The following is a 22435-nucleotide window of genomic DNA, read 5'->3' on the forward strand; positions in this document are numbered from 1 at the left end:
GAGTGTGTAAGTCCCATTTGATAATGTCACTTTGGAGATGCGGAGATTTCCCGAAATCCCGGTAGATAAAGTCCTGACTATACTTACCCAATCCGACTCCGATGCGTTTTCCGGATTGTCGTATCCGTTTAGTCCGCGCTGTTATCTGGAGCCATGAGCATGACGGAAATCGGATTTGCTTTGATGGTGTTTACCCTGCTGCTGGCCGCCACAATGGTCGGAATGATTGTCAGGCCATTATTGCCTGAAGAACATAAGGCGCATGAAACCGTGCAACTGATGCAGCTGGTCATTGGTATGCTGCTGACGTTCGCCGCGCTGGTTCTCAGTCTGATGACGGCGTCCGCGAAAAGCAACTTCGATACACTGACCAATGATTTTCGCAATTACGCCGCCGATCTCATTCAGCTCGATGTCACGCTACGCGATTATGGCCCGGAGACTGACAGCGCACGTTTAAACCTTCGGCTTTACACGGCGGCTGCCATTGCCAGTACCTGGCCCGCCGACGCAAAACCAGCTGACACTGCTGTGCAGAAAACAGCACGGCCTGAAAATATACAGGACCGGTTAGAGGATTATCGTCTTGGCGAAATGCTAAATTCAACTCAGCGTCAAGTGCGCGAGTTACCGGCGCAGGACCCGTTGCAGAAAAGAGTCATGGAAGTGGCACTCAGTCAGTTTGACCGGCTGATCCAGGCTCGCTGGAAGCTGATTGAAGTCTCGCACAGCTCTATGTCACAGCCCTTTTTTGCCATGCTAACGTTCTGGCTGATGATCATCTTTCTAAGCTTTGGTCTGATTGCCCCGCGTAATGCGCTGGCGATTGTCACCATCACCCTTGGCGCGCTGTCCATCGCTTCCGCTATTTACGTGATTGTCGATCTGGATTCACCTTTTACCGGTCCGATCATGATTTCCAGCCAACCCATGCAGGAAGCTTTGCAGCATTTAAGCCGCTGAAAATCAGATTTTTTCCTGATTAACCCGTTCGGACAGTTCCTGATGGCTTTCTTTCCTTTCGCTGTAGCGGTCGTGTGCGCAAAAAGCTCGACAACACATCGCCCACTTCTTGTTAAAACATGTATTCACATTCACCATAGTGAATGTGTTTCAGCTTTTCATGTTTGCCATCGCCAGATAAGCGGTCACTGCATTTCCCGGCTCCTGCATCCGGCTGATCATGACCAGATTCGCCGTGAGTTCTTGCGCTTTAAGGCTGCGGTAAACGAGTCCGGGAATATTCACCTGTTGCAGGGGCGCGGGGATCAGCGCCAGCCCTAACCCGGCGGCGGCGATCGCCAGCACGCTCAGCGTGCTGTTTGAACGGTGCGCCACGTTAAATCCTTCTCCCAGTTTTTGCGCCAGCAAAACAGTCAGATTTTCGTGGGTATCGTGCGCGTCGTACAGTACCAGCGGCTCTCCGGCGAGCATTTCAACGGTCAGTTGCGGATGCGAGACTAAGGGATGATCGTCGCACAGCGCTATCATCATTTCCCAGTTTCCCGCCTCCTGCACCCTGATTTGCGGATCAGAAGTCGTGCTGTTATCCGGGGTGTAACCGATATCGATTCTTCCCGCGAGGATCGCTTCCACCTGCTGCAGGGGGGAGATTTCCTGAATAATAACTTCCGCGTTCGGATGGGTTTTACGGAACCTGCGCAAATCAGCAATCATTTTGCCGCTGAAAATGGCGTTACCGGCAAAGCCTACCCGCACCCGCCCTGTCTCACCACGCATCGCCCGTTCTACCGCGAGTCGTGTATGTTCCACCTGTTCCAGCGTCAGCCTGGCTTCGGTCAGGAGAAGTATTCCCGCTTCGGTGAGCTCGACACGACGGCTGGTGCGGATAAACAGCGGACCGCCCAGCTCGGTTTCCAGTGCTTTAATCTGCATACTCAGTGCGGGCTGCACGATGTTGAGTCGCTCTGCGGCACGGCCAAAATGCCCTTCTTCTGCAACGGCCACAAAATAACGTAAGTGCCGGAGATCCATTGTCGCCTCATTCATCATTAAAAATGATTGTTCAGTCAAATCTATATATTTGAGTTTAACCCGATCCCTGTCCAAACTGAACACATCAACGTAAAGGGAACCCAACAATGCAAACTCAACAACTGCAAGATCGTCAGGCTTTGAACGACCTGATGAATGGCTGGATGCACCGCGACCTGGGCGAATGGGAACAATTGCGTAATCTGTTCCATGCGGACGGCACGATTGAAATCACCTGGTATGAAGGACTGGCGAGCGGTTTTGTCGATGGTTCCATGCGCATGGGCGCTTCGGATTTACGCACGAAACATATGATTGGCTCACCCGTCGTGACCTTTAACGACCGTGGTGACAAAGCAATTCTTGAAACCAATGCGATGATCATCGCAGAAAACGTAAAACTGAATATCGGCTGCGAATGCCACAACCGTTTCTATGATCTGGCAGAAAAACGAGATGGCGTTTGGAAGTTGTTCCATCGTCAGAGCGTCTACGATATGGGCACGTTCACCTTCCCGCTGGGACCGGTTGACATTGACTCAAGCATTGCCGCCAAATATCCGCGCGAATATGCCGCGCTGGCTTACCTGCTGGAGCAAAGTGGTTTCCCGCTCGGCCGCGTATTTGCGACCCGTGGCAGTGAACTTGAAGCGAAAATGAAAGTTGACGCTAAAAAGTGGCTGGCGGTCTGATCGCCGTGCCGGTCTTTGCCGGATGACATCATTTTGAGGGGAGGCAAATTGCCTCCCTTTTCTTTTATACCTTCTATGCTTTCACCAGCGCACGTGTTTTATCAAGCAGGAACGGGCGCAGATAACCCACGGTGTTCGACAGCAAAATCACATCGTCAGAAACCTGAATGTTCAGTACGTCCGCCAGATATTTTTTGCGCGCCACCATCCGTTGCCAGACCTGCGGATACTGACTTTCCAGTTCGCGGCGCAACGCTTCATCCACCAGCGCAACGGTATCTTCAATGCTGCTGCCTCCGTAACCCGGCAGCGAGGGAATAATATCTATCTGGAACAGCATTCCGCTCGCCAGCGGCACGTTAGAATCCGGATAAACCGGTGAGCACAGCCATTCCTCATCGGCCACCAGATGCCCCGGATTGAGATGCCAGTTCCAGGTTTTCTGCTCAAGCGTTTTTTCCACCAGGCGGTATACATCGCCACCGCGCATACCGATATGCAGATTCTCCAGCCAGGTGACCACCGTATGATAATAAGGGATCGCCAGACGCGGCAGCCAGTCAGCGACGTCCTGCGGCAACTCTTCCTCACTGGCAACGACGTACGCGGCACGACTCGATAATCCCCCTTTATAGCCGACGGTCAGTGAAAATTTATCACCGTGACGGATGATTTTGTCCGAGGGATAAAGATTCGCATGAGCAAACCGGTCGCCGGTCGCGGCGATTATGATGACATTGTTTTGCTGACCGTCGCCTGCCAGCAACTGACCGATTTCCTTCTCAGATTTACCGGGAGCAATCGCGTCCAGTGCGGCCATCAGGCTGGATGACGCCAGATTTGCGCCGTACTCATAAAATGCAACTTCATTGGCATTATTAATGCACCGTGCGCCATTTTCCGGCGCGATAAACAGGCCGGTGGCATTCACCACATTCTCTTTTCCACCGGCAGCACTGCGCACCGCATCCAGAATAAACGCCGGTACATCAAAGCTGTATGGATCGGTTTGCGGATCGATACGGAACAATTTCCAGCCCGCGACGCCGGTGGTTTGTGACGCTGTCACGCCCGCCATTGCCAGCAGATTTTGCAGCGGCTGATGATGTTTCATCGGCTGATTGGGCAGGGAAAACACCGGCGCGTGCAGACAGGCTCCTCCGTTGCGGGCATGCGGCACCAGTTTGAGATTCTCGTTACCCATTATGTAGGTCAGTTCGCCGTCACTGCTTACCACCAGCAAAGCTTCTTCAAAACGCGGGATAAAACCAGAAAGGTATTCGAAATTGCCGCCGTGTTCTTTATCGGCGTAAATCACCAGCGAAGATAAGCCTTGTTGCTGCATGGCGCTCAGAACGCTGTTCAGCCGGGCTTTCATGGTTTCATCCGACAACACCGGCGTGGGCACCTGAGGGTAAGTGACCGGTGCCGGGACAGTGGCCAGTGTGTAGGCAGTATCAGAATTCATTGCGTTTCCTTATGCGTCAGAAATCATTATCAGGAGTCAGATTCAGAAATGTTGGGTTCATAAATAACGTAGCCCGCCACGCCGCCCTTCCCGCCGTCTTTCGGATGGTTGATGCCATCACTGACCGGGATCGGAGAGAAATCGAAGGGCGATACGCCTTCGATGCAGGCGACATTGACGCCATAAAATTCGGGATTGGAGCGACGCTGATGGAAGGTATAAATACCGCAGACCGAACAGAAGAAATGCGCGGCCTCACCGCTGTTAAAGCGATATTCCGTCAGCTTATCCTTGCCTTGCGTGATTTCAATTTCACCGGCAGTGGCGACGACCGCGCCGCGCATACGGCAAAATGAACAGTTGCAGCGCAGCACGCCGTTAAAACCGTCGGTCAGTGCGACCTTAAACGTGACGGCACCACAATGGCATTGAGCGGACAATTTATCTGGCATAGCAATCTCCCTGTGTCGGATGAACAGACGGATAGGCGGAGAAAATGTTGTACCAAATTTCGCCGCGCATTACAGCTTTACCTTAAAAAGCCCATTTTTTAGCCGTAAAACATTCATGCCCGGTATGAATTTCTCGTTTTGAGATCTCATACCAACTTTCTGTCACCTATTTTGTTTTACTACCCAATGTTAGGAAATGTTACGGAAATGATTCCGTAATGAAAATAAAATAGCTGCACGTAAGGAAGCTAACATGAAAAGACTCACCACTTTTTGCCTCGCGGGACTTGTTTCATTTAATGCGTTTGCCCTGACCGGCAACGATGCCACCACCAAACCGGATCTCTACTATTTAAAAAATGACCAGGCCATCAACAGCCTGACTTTACTGCCACCGCCACCGGCTGTGGGCAGCATTGCGTTCCTCAATGACCAGGCGATGTATGAGCAAGGCCGTCTGCTGCGTTCAACCGAGCGCGGCAAGCAGGCTGCTGAAGATGCAAACCTGAGTGGAGGCGGTGTGGCGAATGCCTTCTCCGGTGCGTTTGGATCACCGATTACCGCCAAAGACACGCCGGAACTGCACAAACTGCTGACCAATATGATTGAAGATGCCGGGGATCTGGCGACGCGTGGCGCGAAAGAGAAGTACATGCGTATCCGTCCGTTTGCCTTCTACGGCGTCCCGACGTGTAACACCACCGAACAGGATAAGCTTTCGAAGAACGGCTCTTATCCTTCAGGTCATACGTCAATTGGCTGGGCAACGGCGTTAGTGCTGACTGAAATCAACCCGCAACGTCAGGATCAGATCCTGCAGCGCGGTTATGATTTAGGCCAGAGCCGTGTGATTTGCGGATACCACTGGCAGAGTGATGTTGATGCAGCGCGTATCGTCGGTTCTGCGGTTGTAGCAACGCTGCACACCAACGACGCTTTCCAGCAACAACTGAAGAAAGCTAAAGAAGAGTTCGCGAAACAACACAAATAAGCGTCTTTCAGAAAATTTTTATTTTCAAATATCGCTTATAAAAAACAAAAAAACCGGCCTGATAAGCCGGTTTTTTTACGGAGAGCAAAAAGCGATTCAGGCCGCTTTAACAGCACGCGTCTTTTTAGGGGCTGGCGCTGCTGCGGTTTCTTCAGTCGTTTCTTCCGCTGCTTCTTCTGTTTCAGCTTCAGTCACTGCCGGTTCTTCAGTCTGCGCGACAGGTTCTTTTGCAGTTTCTTCTTCCGGCAGCTTGCTGGTGCGCAGGATGTGCTGAACGGTATCTTTTTGCTCAGCCAGGCGAAGGGCAATGTTTTCTGCCAGCGATTCATCGATCTCAAGTTCGCTCTGCAACAACCAGTCAGTAAAAGCATCTGCCATATCGAGCATTTTGTCGTAAGCGTCCGCTTCTTTCTTATTGGCAAATGTCATTTTTTCTTCACCTTTTCTGACGACAACAAACTTTGTTTCAACAGCCATGATTCGCTCCTTATACTGTAATTATATACAGCATACCAATAATCAATGCAGGATACATCATCCAGCCTGTTTTTTATAGTGCGGCGCAGGCGTGAATTTCTTCCAGATAACCGCTAAGGTAGAAAATAACCCGTTTTATAACGTACTTGTGAGGATTCCGTGACAAACGTGAAAGAAGTCTGCAACTGGAGCAAAGACGCCTACCGGATAACCACCGACATCAGCCAGCTGGATATTCCTGCAGTCCACGCCTATCTGACCCGCTCGAGCTGGGCGCCGGGAATTGACGAGCAAACGGTGCGCGATGGCGCGGAAAACAGCCTCAATTTTAGCTTGTTCGACGGTGAAAAACAGATTGGTTACGCCCGCTTTATCACTGATTACGCCACCTTTGCCTATCTGTGCGATGTGTATGTGCTGGAGGAATATCAGGGGAAAAATCTGGGAGCATGGCTGATTGAATGTGTTCAGTCGCATCCGGTCACCGCCCGGCTGCGCAGGATGGCATTGTTTACCTCAACAGCCCCCTGGCTGTATGAGAAGTTTGGCTATACGCCGGTGAACGAGCCCAATTACACCTGGGTGATCACCCGTCCGGGGCTTTATCTGAAGAAAGACTGATTAAGGCTAGTGAAGGATTCGAGGGTTTTAGCCAGCATCCGTCATTTCAGTCACCATCCGCACAAAATTATCGCGGATTAAATCCTCCCTGCGCGGATCCCATGCGATCCCTACCTGCCAGCGGGTGGCTTTGCCACTCAGCGGCAGCGTCTTCAGTCCTGGCGGCGCAATATGCATGACACTTTTGGGCAGCAGCGCGACACCGACACCGGCGGCGACCAGCGCGACAATCGTCTGGATATCTTCGGACTGCTGCACGGAAGCTGTGTACAGCTGGTTTTCATCCAGAAAGCGGTCGGTTTGCGCGTTCAACCCGCGCCCGCGATCGGGATATAAACGCAGCAGCGGTTTCTGTTTCAGCCACCCAGCCACCGTCGTTCCATCGTCAGCGGGCACCACACACACCAGTTGATCTTCAAACAAGGCGTGATAACTCAACGGTGCAGCCGGTGGCACGCGCACAAATCCAGTCTGTAATTCCCCGCTTTGCAGCATGTCGTATTGCACGGCAGAAGGCAGATCTTCCAGCGTGATATCCACACCGGGATATGCTGCCCTGAATCTGGCGATGCATTGCGGCGCAAAGGTAAAACTCGACAGGCCAAATCCCGCAGCCAGTAGCCCCTCTCCGCCCTTTTCCACCTGACCGGCGTGCTGCATAAAGGCCGTCATTTGGCGCAGCACTTTCTCCGCTTCGGGTAAAAGCCGTCGCCCTCCCGGCGTGAGCGTGGTGCCATGGCGTCCGCGATCAAACAGCGTCACATTAAGCCGGGATTCCAGCAAACTGATCTGCTTGGTCAGTGCCGGTTGCGAGATGGAAAGAGTATCAGCCGCCTCCGCATAATTCCCTGCATGCGCGAGCGTGACGAAAGCTTTAAGCAAACGCGTATTCATTTTGCATTCCATTTGGTTATCAGAAACAGAAAATACTTCATTATAAAGTTATCAGTCGCATTGCTTTAATACCAGCGTGAACCCTAAACATTAACGCTTACGGAGAATGACAATGTCGGCATCAATTAAAACGGCGGTAGTTCAGTTTCAGCATCAGGCCGGAAACAAAAAATATAATCTGATGATGATGGAGGGTTTTATCCAGCAGGCGGCGATTAACGGCGTACAAATTCTGGCGTTCCCGGAAATGTGTATCACCGGCTACTGGCATGTGCCGAAACTGGATAACGACGGTGTGGCGGCGCTGGCCGAATCCGTCGAAACTGGTTCGTCTGTGCGCCTTATCCGTAAACTGGCCGTTAAACATCAGATGCTGATTGGTGCCGGTTTTATTGAACGCGGAGATGACGGTCGTCTGTATAACGCCTATGCCGCCTGTATGCCGGACGGTTCAGTGCATACGCACCGCAAAATGCACGCCTTTGAACATCCTTCCATCAGTTGCGGCGATACCTATACCGTGTTTGATACGCCCTGGGGCGTGAAGGTCGGTATCCTTATCTGCTGGGATAACAATCTGGTGGAAAACGTCCGTGCAACGGCACTGCTGGGGGCAGATATTTTACTGGCACCGCATCAGACCGGTGGCACAAATTCCCGCAGCCCGCACGGCATGAAGCCCATTGCGCTGGAATTATGGCAGCAGCGCGCCACACGACCGGAGGAAATTACCGCAGCCTTTAAAGGTGCCAGTGGCCGTGAGTGGCTGATGCGCTGGCTGCCGTCGCGGGCGCACGATAACGGCATGTTTATTTTGTTCAGCAATGGCGTGGGTGCAGACGATGATGAAGTCCGCACAGGGAACGCGATGATTATCGACCCATACGGCCGCATCGTCGAAGAAACCTGGGCGGCGGCAGACGCGATGGTAAGTGCAGAACTGGATCTTTCGCTTATTCCGATGAGTACTGGCAGGCGCTGGATAGCAGGCCGCCGTCCCGATCTCTACCGCATTCTGACGGAGCGTCAGGGCTATGAGCGTGATGCCATTACGGCGCGTTTTTCCGAAGAATTGCCAGGAATGAAAACACGCTAAAATCGGTGTTCGGCGTACAGGGAAACCGGATCATAAGATTGCCGGCTCAATTGCACCTTGCTGTATTTCCCGCAGCAAGGCTTTGCTCTATCATGATGCTTTCATTGATCCTTTTGCTCAGCGAGACTTTATTTTGCGCATCCTTCCTTTCGGTTCCCGTATTTTCATGACTTTACTGACTGGCCTGCTTTTGTGCTTGCCGGGTTTGAAAGTTGGTGCCGCGCAGGCGGCTGAGATGGCGTCTCCGGCAGATATAGTGGTTGCCTTCCAGACAGATTATCTGCGCTGGAATAACCAGACCGTGGCAGCGAAAGCGGATCATACGCCCGCTGATAACATAGCGATGGCAGAGAAAACCTACCTCGAGATGCTGAAGAAATACACCCTGCCCGATTTTGTCGGCGAACCTGTCGCTTACAGCTCTGAACCGTTGCACGATCCGGCTAAAGAGAAAATCGTGTCGGTGAAAACCCAAGGTGGCGCGGCGGTAGTGACGACGACGTTCCCGCAGCAATATTACACGCCGACGTATGAGTACCGTCTGATGTATCAGCAGCACCGCTGGTATCTGACCGCCGTGGATCTGGTGGATGATGACGGTAAATATCCCAGCCTTTAACAGATATTTCAGGCCAGCACTGAGCCCACCAGATAAAACATCACCATGCTGGTGACCAGCGTTTCGCCAACCATTAAACCGCTGATGTACAGAAAACCCTGCTCCACCAGACCTTCGAAAACTGGCTGGTGAAGCAGGGTCAGAGTGGTGATGTGGTTGCGGATCAGTCGTAGTTTTCGCCGTACAAACCAATCAGGCGGCGGACGACGCCGTTGGTCCAGCCGAAGCCGTCCTGAAGCGGGTATTCCCCGCCGCCACCTTCGCGCGACGCATTGCCGGAAATGTGATATTTCTCGATAAGCTTATGATGCTGCTGGTAAAACTGATTTACCGTTTTCAGCCAGCTGCGGGCAATCTGGTCGCCGAGTGCGTCATTGCCATACAGTTTGAAGCCCTGAATTGCCATCCATTGCAGCGGCGCCCAGCCGTTAGGTTTATCCCACTGTTCGCCGGTTTCGTATTCCGTGGTCATCAGTCCGCCGGAGGTCAGCAGGCGCGTCTGCACGGCGTCAGCAATACTAACGGCCTGATGATGCGTGGCCAGACCGACGTACAACGGCACCACGCTGGCGGCTGAGAACAGTGCCAGCTGCTGACGGTGCCAGTCGTAATCGCGGAAGCACCCTTCTGTCTCATCCCACAAATAGCGGTTGATGGCTTCGCGGCGGGTTTCAGCTTTCTGGCGGAACTCCGCTTCGGTCGCCCGGTCGCTATTGTGGCCGGAAATATTGGCGATGGCGCTTTCCAGTTTGAATAAAAAAGCGTTCAGGTCGATTGGAATAAACTGCGTGGTGCGGATACTGGCCAGCCGGTGACCATCACGCAGCCAGCGCGAGGAATAATCCCAGCCTGATTCCGCACCGGCACGCAGATCGCGGTAAACTTCGTTAGCCGGACGACTGGAGAGTTTCGCGGTTTCCACATCTTCGCGCCAGGATTCATCACGCGGCGTGTCCCTGTCATCCCAGTATCGGTTGAGCAAGGTGCCATCCGGCAAACAAACCACGTGGCGATAAGCCTGATTGGGTGCCAGCGAATCCGCGCCATCCATCCAGAATTCATATTCCATTTTGAGATGATCAAGATAACGACGCGCACCGCGCACACCATCCTCTTCAAACAGTTCGACCATCAGCGCAAAGACCGGCGGCTGCGAACGGCTGAGATAATAGGTGCGGTTGCCGTTAGGGATATGCCCGTAAATCTCGATCAGCCACGCAAAGTTATCGGCCATGGTGCGCAGCAAATCGTTGCGCCCGCTTTCCGCCAGCCCCAGCATGGTGAAATACGAATCCCAGTAGTAGGTTTCGCCAAAACGCCCGCCTGGCACCACGTAAGCCTGTGGCAGGGGCAGCAGTGACGACCAGGACACATGGTCTTCCGGCTGGCGCGTCAGCACCGGCCAGAGTTTATCGATGTGCTCTTTCAGCGAATCACCCGGATCAGACACGTATTCGTCACCGTGCGGTTCCGGCAGCCAGAAATGCGCCTCAACAAAGCGTTTCAGATTAAAGCCCGGATGGTTTTTTATCCGGCGGTAGCGCAGCAGGATATCCAGCGGATCCATTTTTGGCGGACAGTCAGGAAACGTTTTGCTGTCGGCAAAAAGCGATGAGGACTGGACGCTGGTGAACAGTTCCATATAACGGTCGGCAGGCGTCAACGCATCGGAAGGCGGCAGGCCTTCGATCATCTCCGGTTCCGGCTCGGCGTCCATCATCCGGTCAAGGATCAGCTCAATTGGCTCGAGTTCGCTCAGACGAAACTCTTCGCCTTCCAGTGCTGCGATCTCCTTCGTCTGATGTTTCTCATTTAGCATAAGCGAGCCTTTTGGTTAGAGGACTTGGGTTTTGAGAACGATTGCAACAGCGTTTTATTTGCCGCCGTGCAATGTCAGATTGTTCAGATCCCGCAAATAGGTGTCACCCCAGTTTGCGATATCATTTTTAGTCAGCACAGCCATCATGTCGTTATACCGCGCCTGACGTTCGGCCAGCGGCATGGTCAGGGCTTTATCCAGCGCCGCCGCCACGTCATCACGGTCATAAGGATTGACAATCAGCGCCGAGGTGAGTTCATTCGCCGCGCCGGCGAATTGCGAAAGTACCAGTACGCCGGGGTCAGCCGGATCCTGCGCCGCGACATACTCTTTCGCCACCAGATTCATGCCGTCACGCAGCGGCGTCACCAGCCCGACGTCGGTCAGACGGAACAATTTCATCAGCAGACTGCGCTGGAAATGCTGGTTGAGATAGAACAGCGGCGTCTGATTCATGCTGCCGTATTTACCGTTGATGCGTCCGACTTCGGTTTCAAGCTGATGACGCAGTTCCTGATAGGCCTGCACATCGCCACGTGACGTCGGGGCAATCTGGGTATAACGCACCTTGCCGCGATGCTGCGGGAATTTTTCCAGCAACGCTTCAAAGGCCAGAAAACGCTCCGGCAGCCCTTTGGTGTAATCGAGGCGCTCGCAGGAAATAATATTCTGCGCTTCACGCAGTTCGCGTTCAATGGCGGCCATTTTCGGCGGCAGCGGCCCTTCCGCCATCTCTTTAATACTTTCTGGCGCAATACTGATCGGATACACGCCGGTGGCAAAAGTATTGCCGAAAGCCTGGTGTGTGCCGGAACCGGTTTGTTCCAGCGCGGTAAGCTGGCTCAGATTATCGAGAAACGCCTGACGATCGCTTTCGGTCTGGAAACCGAGCAGGTCGTATTCGCTCATCATTTTGATCAGCTCATCATGCGTCGGCACCGCATTGAAAATTTCCGGCGTCGGGAACGGAATATGCAGGAAGAAACCGATGCGATTTTTCACGCCCAGCTTGCGTAATGCGGCAGCAAACGGCAGCAGGTGGTAGTCGTGGATCCACAGAATGTCGTCTTCTTTAATCAGCGGCTGCAATCTTCTCGCCAGCAGGTCGTTAACGCGGCAGTAGCCGTCCCAGGCTTCACGCTGGAAATCGACTAAGTCAATGCGGTAATGAAGCGCGGGCCAGAGGACGGCATTGGAAAACTGGCAGTAATACAGGTCGTAATCGTTCTGATCCAGCGGAACAGAAGCGTACGTGATGCCGTCATCTTCAACCAGACTCAGCTCATCTTCGTCATCTTCGCCGGAAATTTCGCTGATTTCGCCATTCCAGCCAAACCACAGGCCGGAGGTGTTTTTCAGTGCGTCAAGGATCCCAACGGCCAGCCCGCCTGCGGACTTCGACCCGTCAGGAATAGCGATACGGTTAGATACAACAACCAGGCGGCTCATGAGTGTGACTCCTTTGTATGTTCAGATGAAGATAAAGATGAAGTTGATGTGGCATGACGTTGTAACGTTTCCAGCCATTGATAAACATCGCGAACGTGTTTAACACGGTATTTCGCCAGACTTGAACCTTCGCCAACCTTTACGGAAATTCCGTTCAGCGCGTTGACGACTTCAAACCCTTTCTCATCGGTCAGATCGTCACCGACAAATACCGGCAGGCGTCCGGCAAACGGCGGTTGTCGCATAAAATCATAAATCGCCGCGCCTTTGTCTTTGCCGCGGGGCTTAATTTCAATTACGCATTTCCCCGGCTGAAGAACCAGCTCCGGGTGTTTTGCTACCACAGATTCTGCCAGTTCGAGCACGTGCTGCTGATGAAGCATGGCCTGACGGTAATGCAGTGCGAAGGCCATCCCTTTCACTTCCAGTAAGGTGCCTGGCAGCTTTTCCATACCGGCAGCGAGCGTCTGTTCAATGTCTTTCGCCATCTGCGCCGGTAACGTCACGCGGTGAAACTGCCCTTCGCCGTCACGCATTTCTGCACCGTGAACACCGGCGGCTGGCAGAATTAATGGTGCAACCAGCTGGTCCAGTTGTTCAACCGGACGGCCTGAAATCAGCGCCAGTGCGCCGGAGGAAGCGGTAAACAACGCCTGTAAATGCTGGCGGACTTCGGGCGGAATGGACACGGCATCGGGCTCATCGCGGATTTCGGCGAGCGTGCCATCGACATCGAAAAAGAAGGCGTATTGTTGACTGTCCGGGTGCGGAAGTAGCGGTGTTTCGGTGGTATTTTCCTGAATTTCTGAGGTCAAGGTCATTCTCCTGCTGATAAGTTACGACACAACGCGTCATTGCGCTGAAAACCCTCGGGCGTTTTCTTATTTTGTAATAGTTGTATCTGATACCTTGTTCACGATTAACTATTAAGTGCTGAACTATTTCACTCTGAACTATTTCATCACAATCTATTTCGCGATGAACAATTTCGAATTAACAAATATAGTCTCTTATCACCGCACCGCCGGGATAATCAGATTTATCCACAAGCCCGCCGGTGCAGGGTATTCTCAGAAAATCCCGATAAACGTGACAATGTCACTCATGCGTTTGCCCGGCTTTCATCAGTTACGATTTCGTCATCGCTCAGACGGTCAATCACCGGATAGGCGACGGCGGCAATGTGATGATGCACACGCCGGTAATCACGCAGCACGCGCTGGAAAATATCACCCGATTCCGCCCAGGCATTTTTGTCGTCACGCAGCTTTCTGAAGTGCTCGCGGCTGGCAGTCGCCTCTATCTGACGTACCACCTCTTTACGCGCCACCAGCTGATGCGCTGCCGCCAGATCCTCGCCAAGAAATGCGGTGATGGCCAGACGCAGACTCACCAGGATTTCCGCGTGCAGCAGGCCGATATTGTGCAGCTCGAATGCGCTGAACTGCTCGCCACGGCGTCCGCGACGCGTTGCCAGCTGCGTCAGGCTGCTGGACAGAATGTCGCCCGCGTGCTCGATATTAATGACAAACATCAGGATTTCCTGCGCCCGGTCGGCATCTGAATCGCTCAGCCCTTCCTGCCCGATATCCGCCAGATAGGCGCGGATCGCCGCACTCAGTCCGTCGAGTGACTGATCGGCCTGCCGGATTTTGCCTGCTTTCAGCGGATCGGGAGCGGCAAACAGCGCACGCAGGCGATCGAGCATAACGTTCAGCATGTCCGCAACCCGCAGTGATTCGCGCACGGAATTGGACAGCCCGATGTAGGCAATATCCAGCCCGGCCTCATCGAGATACATCGGCATACCCGGATCCGCCGGGCGCGGTTCTTCCGGGAAAAACCGCTCCAGTGCGCGCGCCAGCGGACCGGTCAGCCCGATAAAGATAATGGCCAGCACGGCGCTGAACGCGGTATGAAACATCACCACCAACTGCGGTGTGGTCAGTTCGAAAGCGGCGGCCAGTTTGCCGAGCAGCGGCATCAGCGCCAGAGCCACCACGCATCCCGCACCGCGCACCAGCAAATTACCAGCTGGCAGACGACGAGCCACGGCCGAACCCGCGTTCAGTAACGGCGGCAGCGCCCCGCCGATATTTGCACCCAGAACCAGCACCATCGCGGTAACAGGTGTCATCACGCCAGTGGCAGCAAGCGAGGCAATCAGCAAAATCACCGCCACGCTGGAGTGACAAACCAGCGTGAGAATAATGGCAACCATCAGCGCAATCAGCGTGTCGCCTTCCAGCCCCTGCATCACCGCATGAAATACCGGCGTGGTTTCGATATGTCCCAGCGTGGCGCTGAGCATCCCGAGCGCCAGCAACATCTGGCCGAGGCCTATCAGCGCGCAGCCCGCACTTTCAAAACCCGAATGGTCACGAAGTTTAAACACCACAAATCCGCTCAGAATCAGCAAGGGAACGGCAATTTCGGTGTTGAAACTCATCAGCTGAACCACCAGCGTCGACCCGACATTCGCGCCGAGCATAACCGCCAGCGCCGGTGCCAGACTCAGTGTTCCGGCGGCGGTAAATGAAGTCGCCATCAGGCTCACTGCCGTGCTGCTTTGCAACAGGCCGGTAATCCCGACGCCAGCAAGCAGTGCCATCCAGCGGTTAGTGAGATGCCGCCCCATCCAGTGACGCAGCGGCGTACCAAATCCGCGTTGCAGCGCGGTTGAAATCATATGAGAACCCCACAGCAGCAGCGCGATGGCGCCTGCCAGATGGACAAGCAGTGTGGTTCCGGATTGAGTTGTCATAATCATTGTCATTCCCCTTTTTCAGGGTTTTTTTTGTGGTGTGAAAACCGTTACGAAAAGCAAGGTCACGATAAAAGCCGGTACAGCCATGGTGATGCTCCTGTCACCGGATAACGCGCAGATGAAACCGCAGTCTGTTATTTTCAGACAGCAGAAACCCTTCACCTTATTTCAGTGATCGGTATTTAATTATTTTCGCGCAGAATTCCCCGCCGTTTATTTTCCTTTAATTAAAAAGTTAATAAACAGAGTGAAATCGATTATGTGTCTTTTATTGATGCATAACTGACGCTGGAATTTTATTAAAGAAACAATAAAACGACCAAAGCCGTCAGAAATGTGTCAAGACGATGTTCAGCGCAGCGAAATGCTGACGTTGAATCAGTGAAAGGAAATCCGACTATGTGGATCTTCGCTGTCAGAAACGATACAGCGTTGTTCCAGCTGACCGGTGACAGGACTGACCCGCCACGTGGTAACGCGGTGATTAAGTCTGTTGATTTTAGAGGAAAAAATAGATGATGCATCTTTCTTGCGGGCAGCCAACATCCTGTCACGAGACGGGCGGACACGCAAAGTGGATGTCATTGTTTTGACATCAGAAAAAAGGGTAGATTTGAAATTCATAATACACCTCGGGACCGTGACATTCAGGTTGAGGCGGGATTACACGAGAGCATCAGGCTCTGGCGAGGCGCACCCAAACGGTGAAATGTTCACAATCGATTTTATGTTTACTGTTCCGGCACGCTATATCAGCGTCATCCGGCAAGCTACTGGTTACAGTGTCCATTAGTCTCTTATGTAAAGTTAATAAAGGCCGCTACTTGCGGCTCGTGCAATTTACCCATGCGCTATATTATTGTCAACCCGAAAACATTTATTGATATGTTTCGTTTATATTTCAGTGAAGAAATAGCCGGACAGCATTCGCTGACCGGCTGACAGATCTCTCACCCGAATGTGATAACATCAGAAGTTATATTGTATCCCTAACCTGAAACGCGTTTGTCTTTCGTCAGTGGTTTTCCGCACAGACACATTACCGATTTGCGCATAAGGCGTCCATTGCTTATTAATATTGTAAGCGACTTTCAGATCCTGCTCATAATCCCATTTATCATTGTCGTAAAGAATTTGGTCGCTGTTTTTATATATATAATTATATTCAAATCGCCAGTCAGCAATCCGATAACCTAACCAGATTTCACCACGATTAGTTTTACGGTCTTCGGTATTTTCTTTGGTATAACGGGTATATTCATAACGATAACGGGCATTGAAATAGATCCCGCTGTCGAACGTATATCCTGCGGTTAAAAAAGGTTTATAGATGCTGCTGTCAGAACTGGACTCCAGCGTGAAGCCAGGCTGGATAAACACCTTAGGGGTGATCTTATACTGATAGCTTATGGTGCTTTCAGTGCCGTTATCCACCAGATTATTAAAGGGTTTGTTCGGGTTGTTACCGCCGGACTTCCATTTTGCTTCCAGCGAGAAACCAAACCCGTTAGCGAAACGGTGCGATACCATCGCGCGGTCTTTATGCTGTTTACTGTCATCCAGCCATTCATGGCGAAGATCAATCGTCACGGCATGACTGCTGGCGCTGGCCAGCAGTAAGCCGCAGAGTATCAGTCTGCACTTTTTCATTATTTATAAATCCCAGAGATATTGAGTAATATTATTTATTTAAAATGGGTATTGCTTTTTAACTGCGCTGCATTCACTTTTTCTTCAGAAAGTCAGCGTAATTAAATCCGCCGTCAGAAAGACGAGTTATCGGAGCCGGTAGCCGCAAAGAAATAAAATCTCCGGGCTGAATTTCTTTATTCTGTTTATTCACCGTTTTGTGGCCGGTATAAAAATAATTGCTGTCGTCCACATTGCCGGTCACGGCATCGTCATATTTACCGGGCAAGGTGCGCAGGGAAAAATTGTCTTTGAAGATGCCCTGCTTGTCCGCCGTGGTGTAAGGCGACGGGCGGAACAGGAAGTTGAAGCGTTTGTTGTCCAGCGCGCGGTTGTTTTCAACCACCAGCGCACCGGGGTTGAAATTATCGGTGAAACCGTCCATGCCGTTTTCGACCGCCACGCTGTTACGGATGATGTGTGCGACAGGCAATCCTTCACCGCCCAGTTTAAAACCGTTGCTGCCGTTGTGAACCGACAGACTGTTTTCAATCGTCACGCTGCCGTTCGGGCCGTCCTCAATTTTGTTGAACAGGTCAAAGCCGTCGTCCACGTTGTCATGCGAATAGCAATTCACCAGCCGGTTACCGTCTCCGACGCGCATTTTAACCGCGAAGCCGTCAGCATTTTTGCGTCCCGGATCCTGATTCCCCCAGGATTCTGAATTACTGATCAGGTTATGGCTTGCCCACAGCGCGCGGCCAATGCCGTCCGGCGAGGCGACCCAGATGCCGGTATCATCTGCATGATGGGCTTTCACGCGGTCAATATGATTGTAGCTGCCGGCAATGTGGAAGCTTTTCTGCGTGACGGTAATGTCCCGTATATTCCAGAAGCTCGCATCGAGCTTCAGCCCGTTAAACACCACGTTGTTGCCCTGCGCTCGCAGCGTTTTGCGATTCTGTTCCGTGCCGCTGGCCGTTGCCGGTATCACGCCCGCCGGATATTCCCCCTCTGCCAGCCACAAGGTGCCGCCTGGCGCTAACAGATTAACAGCACTGGCGAAATCCAGCGGATGTTGCGAGGAACCGTCGTTACCGGCCTCGCCCTGCGGGGACACGTGCAATTCATCAGGGTTGCTGACCAGTGCCATTTTGAGCGGGAATTCCAGCGTGACCGGTGTGCAGTCATCCGGCGTAAAAATTATCTGTAATGGCGTGACAGGCTGCTGTGCGTGGAATGGCGCGGTCACCACTTCGCCGCCTCGAACGGTGGTCTGGCGCAGTAAAGGTTTGCCATCCTGATTAATCTGCAACTGACCGTCACCGTTGGTACGCAACTGAATCACGCTGTCACGCCGGGTGATCAGTGGCGATGACATGACTTCGATACGCGCGTTAAGTGACGGCGTCACATACGGCGCGGAGGCTTGGGTATGCGCTTCATCAAGGGTCAGTTTCGCGTGATTCACTGTGATGCTGGCATTGCGGGAAGCAAAAAAACCGACGTAATAACCGGTTTTATCGAGCTGCGTCACACGGTCAGCGCCTGCAACGGACTGGCTGATCCACTGGTCTCTGCCCTGTGGCGCGTAAGCGACATCAAAACTGTTATCCGTGCGGGTCAGGCGTAATGAGAAATGCGCAGGGGTGGTCAGCGGGTGATAACTCTCACGCACGATGCTGATCCCGGTATTTCCCCACGGTTGCTGCACGCCCTGACGGGCAATCAGCGCCAGAACCGGCGGTTTATCGCCGGTAGCCATTACGCTGTTCATCACCATATTTGATGCAGCCGGTAATTCTTCAATGCCGGGTTTGGTCACGGGTTCACGAGGCGTACCCAGAATATCGCGCACCAGTAATCCTGCCCCTTCCTGCCCTGCCGGTTTTGCGCCGTTTTCCGGCCCGAACTGGTTGAGGGTAAAATCGGCCTCAAGACGGAAATTCACGTCAGCCGGTAATTTCGTATAGAAGTAGGTTAAGCCGTCATGACTGTTACCGACCTTGCCGCCGCGACTTTCCAGCGTAAACGGCGTGCTGAGCAACGTGCCGGCAGCCGGCACTGGCTTACCGTCAGCAAGCCGGGTTTCGTTCATGCCGATTTTTTGTGGCAAAACGTTGGTGGCAAAATTGACGTCAGTAGACTGACCAAACGTGATGCTGTGCCAGACCAGTTTGCTGGCGTCAGGCAATGCAGCGGCGAGGCTTTGTGCGCACATCCCGAGGGACAGCGCGGCAATAACAAATTTTGATGCCCGCATAATCGTTCTTATCCTAAAAACGTGAGGGGTCGCTGGCCGGTTTCCCCGGCCAGTCGGTGAAGTAAGAAATGCAGAGTTAAATCAGGGTTTACGGTTTTTGCGTGGCGCTGACCATCGGTTTGGCCGCGTCGAGTTCAACGGCGGGAGTGTCGAAGATTTTGCGGCAGACTTTGCTGTTGCCCCAGCATTCTTCATACGGGTAGCCGATCAGTTCTTCCATCACTGCGCGAACTTCCGGCTGAACGTCGGTGATCGCGCCGCCGGCTTTGATTCGCGCCACTTCACCCAGAACCACTAAGTGTGTTTTGCGGTTAAGTTTCATCTGGTGGCTGAATACCATCGCCATCAGTGCCAGTGCTATCACGCCGATGCAGAACACCAGCGCAATCGCCGTTACCGCGCTTTCAGGCTGCGTATGTGATTTAGACTGGAAGCCGTAGAAGCTTAAAATCGCGCCCATCACGAAGACGATCACCGAGCGCATCAGCTTGCCGGAGAAGGTCATCGCACCGGCGTAAATCCCTTCACGGCGGCGGCCGGTAAAGGCTTCATCAATATCAGCCAGGAAGGTGTAAACGGTCCACGGAATGTAATACACACCACCGGTGCCGATCCCAAACACCACGGTGATCGTCAGCATCGCCACGGTCGCGTACTGTTGCGGCAGATGCAGTAAGTGCAGCAGGCTGTAGCATACGACCGAGAATACAACGATGCCGAGCGCCAGAATGTAAGGTTTGCTGAAGCCGTGCTTCACGCAAATCCCGATGAATATGGCGGTGGAGAACAACTGCAAAATCGAGTTCAGACTGCTCAGCCCGGCCACCATCGTCGGATCATATTGCAGCACAAAGATGATGAAATACGTGAACACCGAGGCGAACAGCCATTCCGCGCCGAAGCCGCACAAATACATGCCCAGATGCTTGCGGAATACGCGCAGGTGAAACGTGGATTTCATGTCCCGCACCAGCGTCAACATGGTTTTGCCCAGCGTCATTTTCTTCTCATCCACCGGCGTGGTTTCTTCCACCGGACGCTCCCAGGAAGATAAATATAAGAGGCCGATGGCGATAAACAGAATGACGCCGTAAGTCAGTGCGGTGAAGAAGAACGGCTCAGCGGAATCTTTGCCGTAAATCAGGATGAACTGACCCGGAATAAAGGCCGCCAGGAAGTTCGCCACTTTGCCGAAAATCGCTTTGTAGCCGGTCAGTTTAGAGCGGGCTGAGAAATCAGTGGTCATTTCGGTGGCCAGTGTTTCGTAAGGCACCATCACCGAAGTGTAAATCAGTTCGAACAGCACATAGGTGGAAAGGTAATACCAGAAACCGAAGCCTTCGACCCATAACAACGGGTAGAACATCATCAGCGGTACACCGAGCAGAATGAAGAAACGACGACGCCCGAAGCGTTTGCCAAGGCGCGTTTTGCCAAAGTTATCAGAAAGATAACCCATCAGCGGATTACTGATAGCATCAATGATACTGGCGACAGAGAAGATTGCTGAAGCCTGCAACAACGTCAGGCCGCAAAACGTGGTGTAGAAGTACAGCAACCAGATACCGGCGATTGCCAGCGCCCCGCTGCCCAGTAAGTTCCCGCCGCCATAGGCCAGCTGGTGTCTGAAAAGAATTGGTTTTTCTGCGTTCATAGTCGTCCCGCCCGGAGAGTGATTATAAAATTGAACCGCTGTTTCGATTTTATGGATATGGCGTTTTATATAGGCGAGGCGAATGAATAGATGTGAATTAGTTCACATTTGACACAGGAGTGTACGAATGAGCGGTCAGTTTTGAGATACGTGTAACAATATCATTCATAATTAACACACAATTTGCGCGACTATTGGGAATGAATTGGTTTTAATTCGAATGATTAGATAACTATGACTTATGAAACCGTGGCTTAAGCAAAGTGCAGATAAGAATTTTTAAAGGGAATTTTCCGTGAAGGTCATGCATATGGCGGGCGTTATCGGGGCTATGTCGTGCAAGACCAGGCAGAAAGGCCATTCCTTGGCCCTGTTGCCTGCTACAGCGAGTCATAATTCTGAGGACGTTGCTGTCAGCTTTTCAGCAGCGACGCAGTGCTTTCATGCAGTTCATCGAGCAGCGTGTAACGTTTGCGGTATTCGGAACGTTTCTTACTGGCAATCTCTTCCATCGGTTTGCGCGGCAATTCCAGCGGGACGTCATACAGTGCCGAGGAATACGGCGTCGCGCTGATGGAATCCCAGAATTCGTTATAACTGGCGACAAACACGTTTTTCTTGCGGTGACGGTAGCGCAGGCTGCGGAAAACGTGGCCAGTATCGCTCACGGCCAGAATGCGCTGAACGCCAGTCTCCGCCGCGACGCGTTGCAGGCTTTCCAGCAGCAGGCGTTTAGGGAAAAGCCCGTAACAGGATTTCGTCGCCTGTTTAATGACTTCATGTGGCGTCGAGCGGTGTGCGCCCTGGAATCCCCCGACGATCATCGTCGGCCCTTCCGAGCGCTGCACAATGCTGAAGGTCAGCGCCGCCAGCAAGGTGTCTTCCATATACAGGAACATATTGGCTTCGCCTTCGCGCTCGGATTTACCGATGGAACCCAGTACCACGCGAAAAGCTTCCCCATCTTTACCGGTGAACTGCGTAACCGTATTCCCCTTTTCGCTGAGGAAAGTGTTACGCATCTGCACGCTTTCGAGGTTTTTGACGAACTCGTAGTGATCCACCAGCGCATCAGCACGACCGGCAGAAGGCAGGCCAAGATGCAGATAAGGTTTGTGAATTTTGCTCGGCAGTTTGGTCTGAATACTGAATGCTTCCTGCCAGACGGGTTCACTGGCCATTTTGTTCAGCACTTTCAGGGTATCGAGCGGGTGCAGCAAGGTCCGCACGGAGTATTTCACACGGAACATCCGGTCACGCCACAGATTATCAGGCACGCACGCGCCGCTCAGCAGATCCATAAACAAGCTGAATCCGCTGCTTTTCTTGATTGTTTCTTCAACGCCGATTTGTCCGGAGGAAAATGTGCCGTTGAGGGATTCGGTTTCGTTAAGGGGTGAGTGTTCCATGATCGGTTTCCGCTGCCTGAAATAATCACGGTATCACCCGATTTTTAAACATCTTTACAACGTAGAATTAAAGAGAACGCAATGCAGGTGGGAAAATGAAGCGCGTTTAGCTGTCGTTTACTTTACACAATACTTACGTT

19 protein-coding genes are annotated in these 22435 nt (G+C 52.6%); 6 read left to right on the top strand and 13 right to left on the bottom strand.

The features are described 5' to 3' along the window. The first annotated feature begins 159 nt into the window (after positions 1-159). Entirely contained in the window at positions 160-963 is an 804-nt protein-coding gene (locus tag ACJY2G_RS19650) for a DUF4239 domain-containing protein (protein ID WP_132964204.1), read from the top strand. Positions 964-1113: 150 nt separating this feature from the next. Here ACJY2G_RS19650 and ACJY2G_RS19655 read toward each other — a convergent pair whose 3' ends face one another. Then, entirely contained in the window at positions 1114-1995 is an 882-nt protein-coding gene (locus ACJY2G_RS19655) for a LysR substrate-binding domain-containing protein (RefSeq protein ID WP_430320702.1), read from the bottom strand. Between the two features lie 107 nt (positions 1996-2102). On the opposite strand from ACJY2G_RS19655, the gene ACJY2G_RS19660 reads away from it, so the two are divergent. Continuing rightward, positions 2103-2687 carry a nuclear transport factor 2 family protein gene (locus ACJY2G_RS19660; protein WP_430320701.1) on the top strand — a complete coding sequence of 195 codons (585 nt, stop codon included), beginning with the start codon at positions 2103-2105 and terminating at the stop codon, positions 2685-2687. Between the two features lie 73 nt (positions 2688-2760). On the opposite strand, the gene ACJY2G_RS19665 is transcribed toward ACJY2G_RS19660, so the two are convergent. Continuing rightward, positions 2761-4155 (bottom strand): M24 family metallopeptidase, encoded by a 1395-nt coding sequence (locus tag ACJY2G_RS19665; protein ID WP_430320700.1) that lies wholly within the window; start codon positions 4153-4155, stop codon positions 2761-2763. A 29-nt stretch (positions 4156-4184) separates the two neighbouring features. Next, complete coding sequence (locus tag ACJY2G_RS19670; RefSeq protein ID WP_430320699.1) at positions 4185-4607, bottom strand: GFA family protein; 423 nt, start codon at positions 4605-4607, stop codon at positions 4185-4187. A gap of 253 nt (positions 4608-4860) precedes the next feature. On the opposite strand from ACJY2G_RS19670, the gene phoC reads away from it, so the two are divergent. Beyond that, positions 4861-5598 (top strand): acid phosphatase PhoC, encoded by a 738-nt coding sequence (gene phoC / locus ACJY2G_RS19675; protein WP_112286645.1) that lies wholly within the window; start codon positions 4861-4863, stop codon positions 5596-5598. A 96-nt stretch (positions 5599-5694) separates the two neighbouring features. Here the strand turns inward: phoC and ACJY2G_RS19680 are convergent, their stop codons facing one another. Next, positions 5695-6075: a YebG family protein gene (locus tag ACJY2G_RS19680; protein WP_430320698.1), complete on the bottom strand. Its 381-nt coding sequence runs from the start codon at positions 6073-6075 to the stop codon at positions 5695-5697. A gap of 159 nt (positions 6076-6234) precedes the next feature. On the opposite strand from ACJY2G_RS19680, the gene ACJY2G_RS19685 reads away from it, so the two are divergent. Further along, positions 6235-6696 carry a GNAT family N-acetyltransferase gene (locus ACJY2G_RS19685; RefSeq protein ID WP_113878191.1) on the top strand — a complete coding sequence of 154 codons (462 nt, stop codon included), beginning with the start codon at positions 6235-6237 and terminating at the stop codon, positions 6694-6696. A gap of 27 nt (positions 6697-6723) precedes the next feature. Here the strand turns inward: ACJY2G_RS19685 and ACJY2G_RS19690 are convergent, their stop codons facing one another. Further along, positions 6724-7590 carry a LysR family transcriptional regulator gene (locus tag ACJY2G_RS19690; RefSeq protein ID WP_430320697.1) on the bottom strand — a complete coding sequence of 289 codons (867 nt, stop codon included), beginning with the start codon at positions 7588-7590 and terminating at the stop codon, positions 6724-6726. Between the two features lie 106 nt (positions 7591-7696). On the opposite strand from ACJY2G_RS19690, the gene ACJY2G_RS19695 reads away from it, so the two are divergent. Together ACJY2G_RS19695 and ACJY2G_RS19700 are read left to right on the top strand one after the other, a co-directional pair. Then, the gene (locus ACJY2G_RS19695) at positions 7697-8686 is read left to right on the top strand and encodes a nitrilase family protein (protein WP_430320696.1); all 990 of its coding nucleotides are present in this window, start codon (positions 7697-7699) and stop codon (positions 8684-8686) included. Between the two features lie 166 nt (positions 8687-8852). Beyond that, complete coding sequence (locus ACJY2G_RS19700) at positions 8853-9305, top strand: hypothetical protein (RefSeq protein ID WP_430320695.1); 453 nt, start codon at positions 8853-8855, stop codon at positions 9303-9305. 163 nt (positions 9306-9468) lie between these two features. Here ACJY2G_RS19700 and ACJY2G_RS19705 read toward each other — a convergent pair whose 3' ends face one another. The 8 genes from ACJY2G_RS19705 to ACJY2G_RS19740 form a co-directional block, all read right to left on the bottom strand. Further along, positions 9469-11124 (bottom strand): alpha,alpha-trehalase, encoded by a 1656-nt coding sequence (locus tag ACJY2G_RS19705; protein ID WP_430320694.1) that lies wholly within the window; start codon positions 11122-11124, stop codon positions 9469-9471. Between the two features lie 54 nt (positions 11125-11178). Beyond that, positions 11179-12573, bottom strand: coding sequence for an alpha,alpha-trehalose-phosphate synthase (gene otsA / locus ACJY2G_RS19710; RefSeq protein ID WP_120163601.1), 1395 nt, complete (start codon positions 12571-12573; stop codon positions 11179-11181). Next, positions 12570-13388, bottom strand: coding sequence for a trehalose-phosphatase (otsB, locus tag ACJY2G_RS19715; RefSeq protein ID WP_430320693.1), 819 nt, complete (start codon positions 13386-13388; stop codon positions 12570-12572). The genes otsA and otsB overlap by 4 nt, the downstream gene beginning before the upstream one ends. A 287-nt stretch (positions 13389-13675) precedes the next feature. Beyond that, the gene (locus ACJY2G_RS19720; protein WP_430320692.1) at positions 13676-15343 is read right to left on the bottom strand and encodes a Na/Pi cotransporter family protein; all 1668 of its coding nucleotides are present in this window, start codon (positions 15341-15343) and stop codon (positions 13676-13678) included. 966 nt (positions 15344-16309) lie between these two features. Continuing rightward, on the bottom strand, positions 16310-16990 hold the full coding sequence (locus ACJY2G_RS19725; protein WP_430320691.1) for an oligogalacturonate-specific porin KdgM family protein: 681 nt from the start codon (positions 16988-16990) through the stop codon (positions 16310-16312). A gap of 73 nt (positions 16991-17063) precedes the next feature. Next, a complete protein-coding gene (locus ACJY2G_RS19730; RefSeq protein ID WP_430320690.1) occupies positions 17064-19232 on the bottom strand; it encodes a right-handed parallel beta-helix repeat-containing protein in 2169 nt (722 codons plus the stop codon). A gap of 88 nt (positions 19233-19320) precedes the next feature. Next, a complete protein-coding gene (locus ACJY2G_RS19735; RefSeq protein WP_112286657.1) occupies positions 19321-20886 on the bottom strand; it encodes an MFS transporter in 1566 nt (521 codons plus the stop codon). Positions 20887-21299: 413 nt separating this feature from the next. Beyond that, complete coding sequence (locus ACJY2G_RS19740) at positions 21300-22295, bottom strand: VirK/YbjX family protein (protein WP_439292009.1); 996 nt, start codon at positions 22293-22295, stop codon at positions 21300-21302. Positions 22296-22435: the final 140 nt, after the last annotated feature.

Source organism: Rahnella sp. ATs2 (assembly GCF_051851855.1).
Classification (GTDB): domain Bacteria; phylum Pseudomonadota; class Gammaproteobacteria; order Enterobacterales; family Enterobacteriaceae; genus Rahnella; species Rahnella variigena.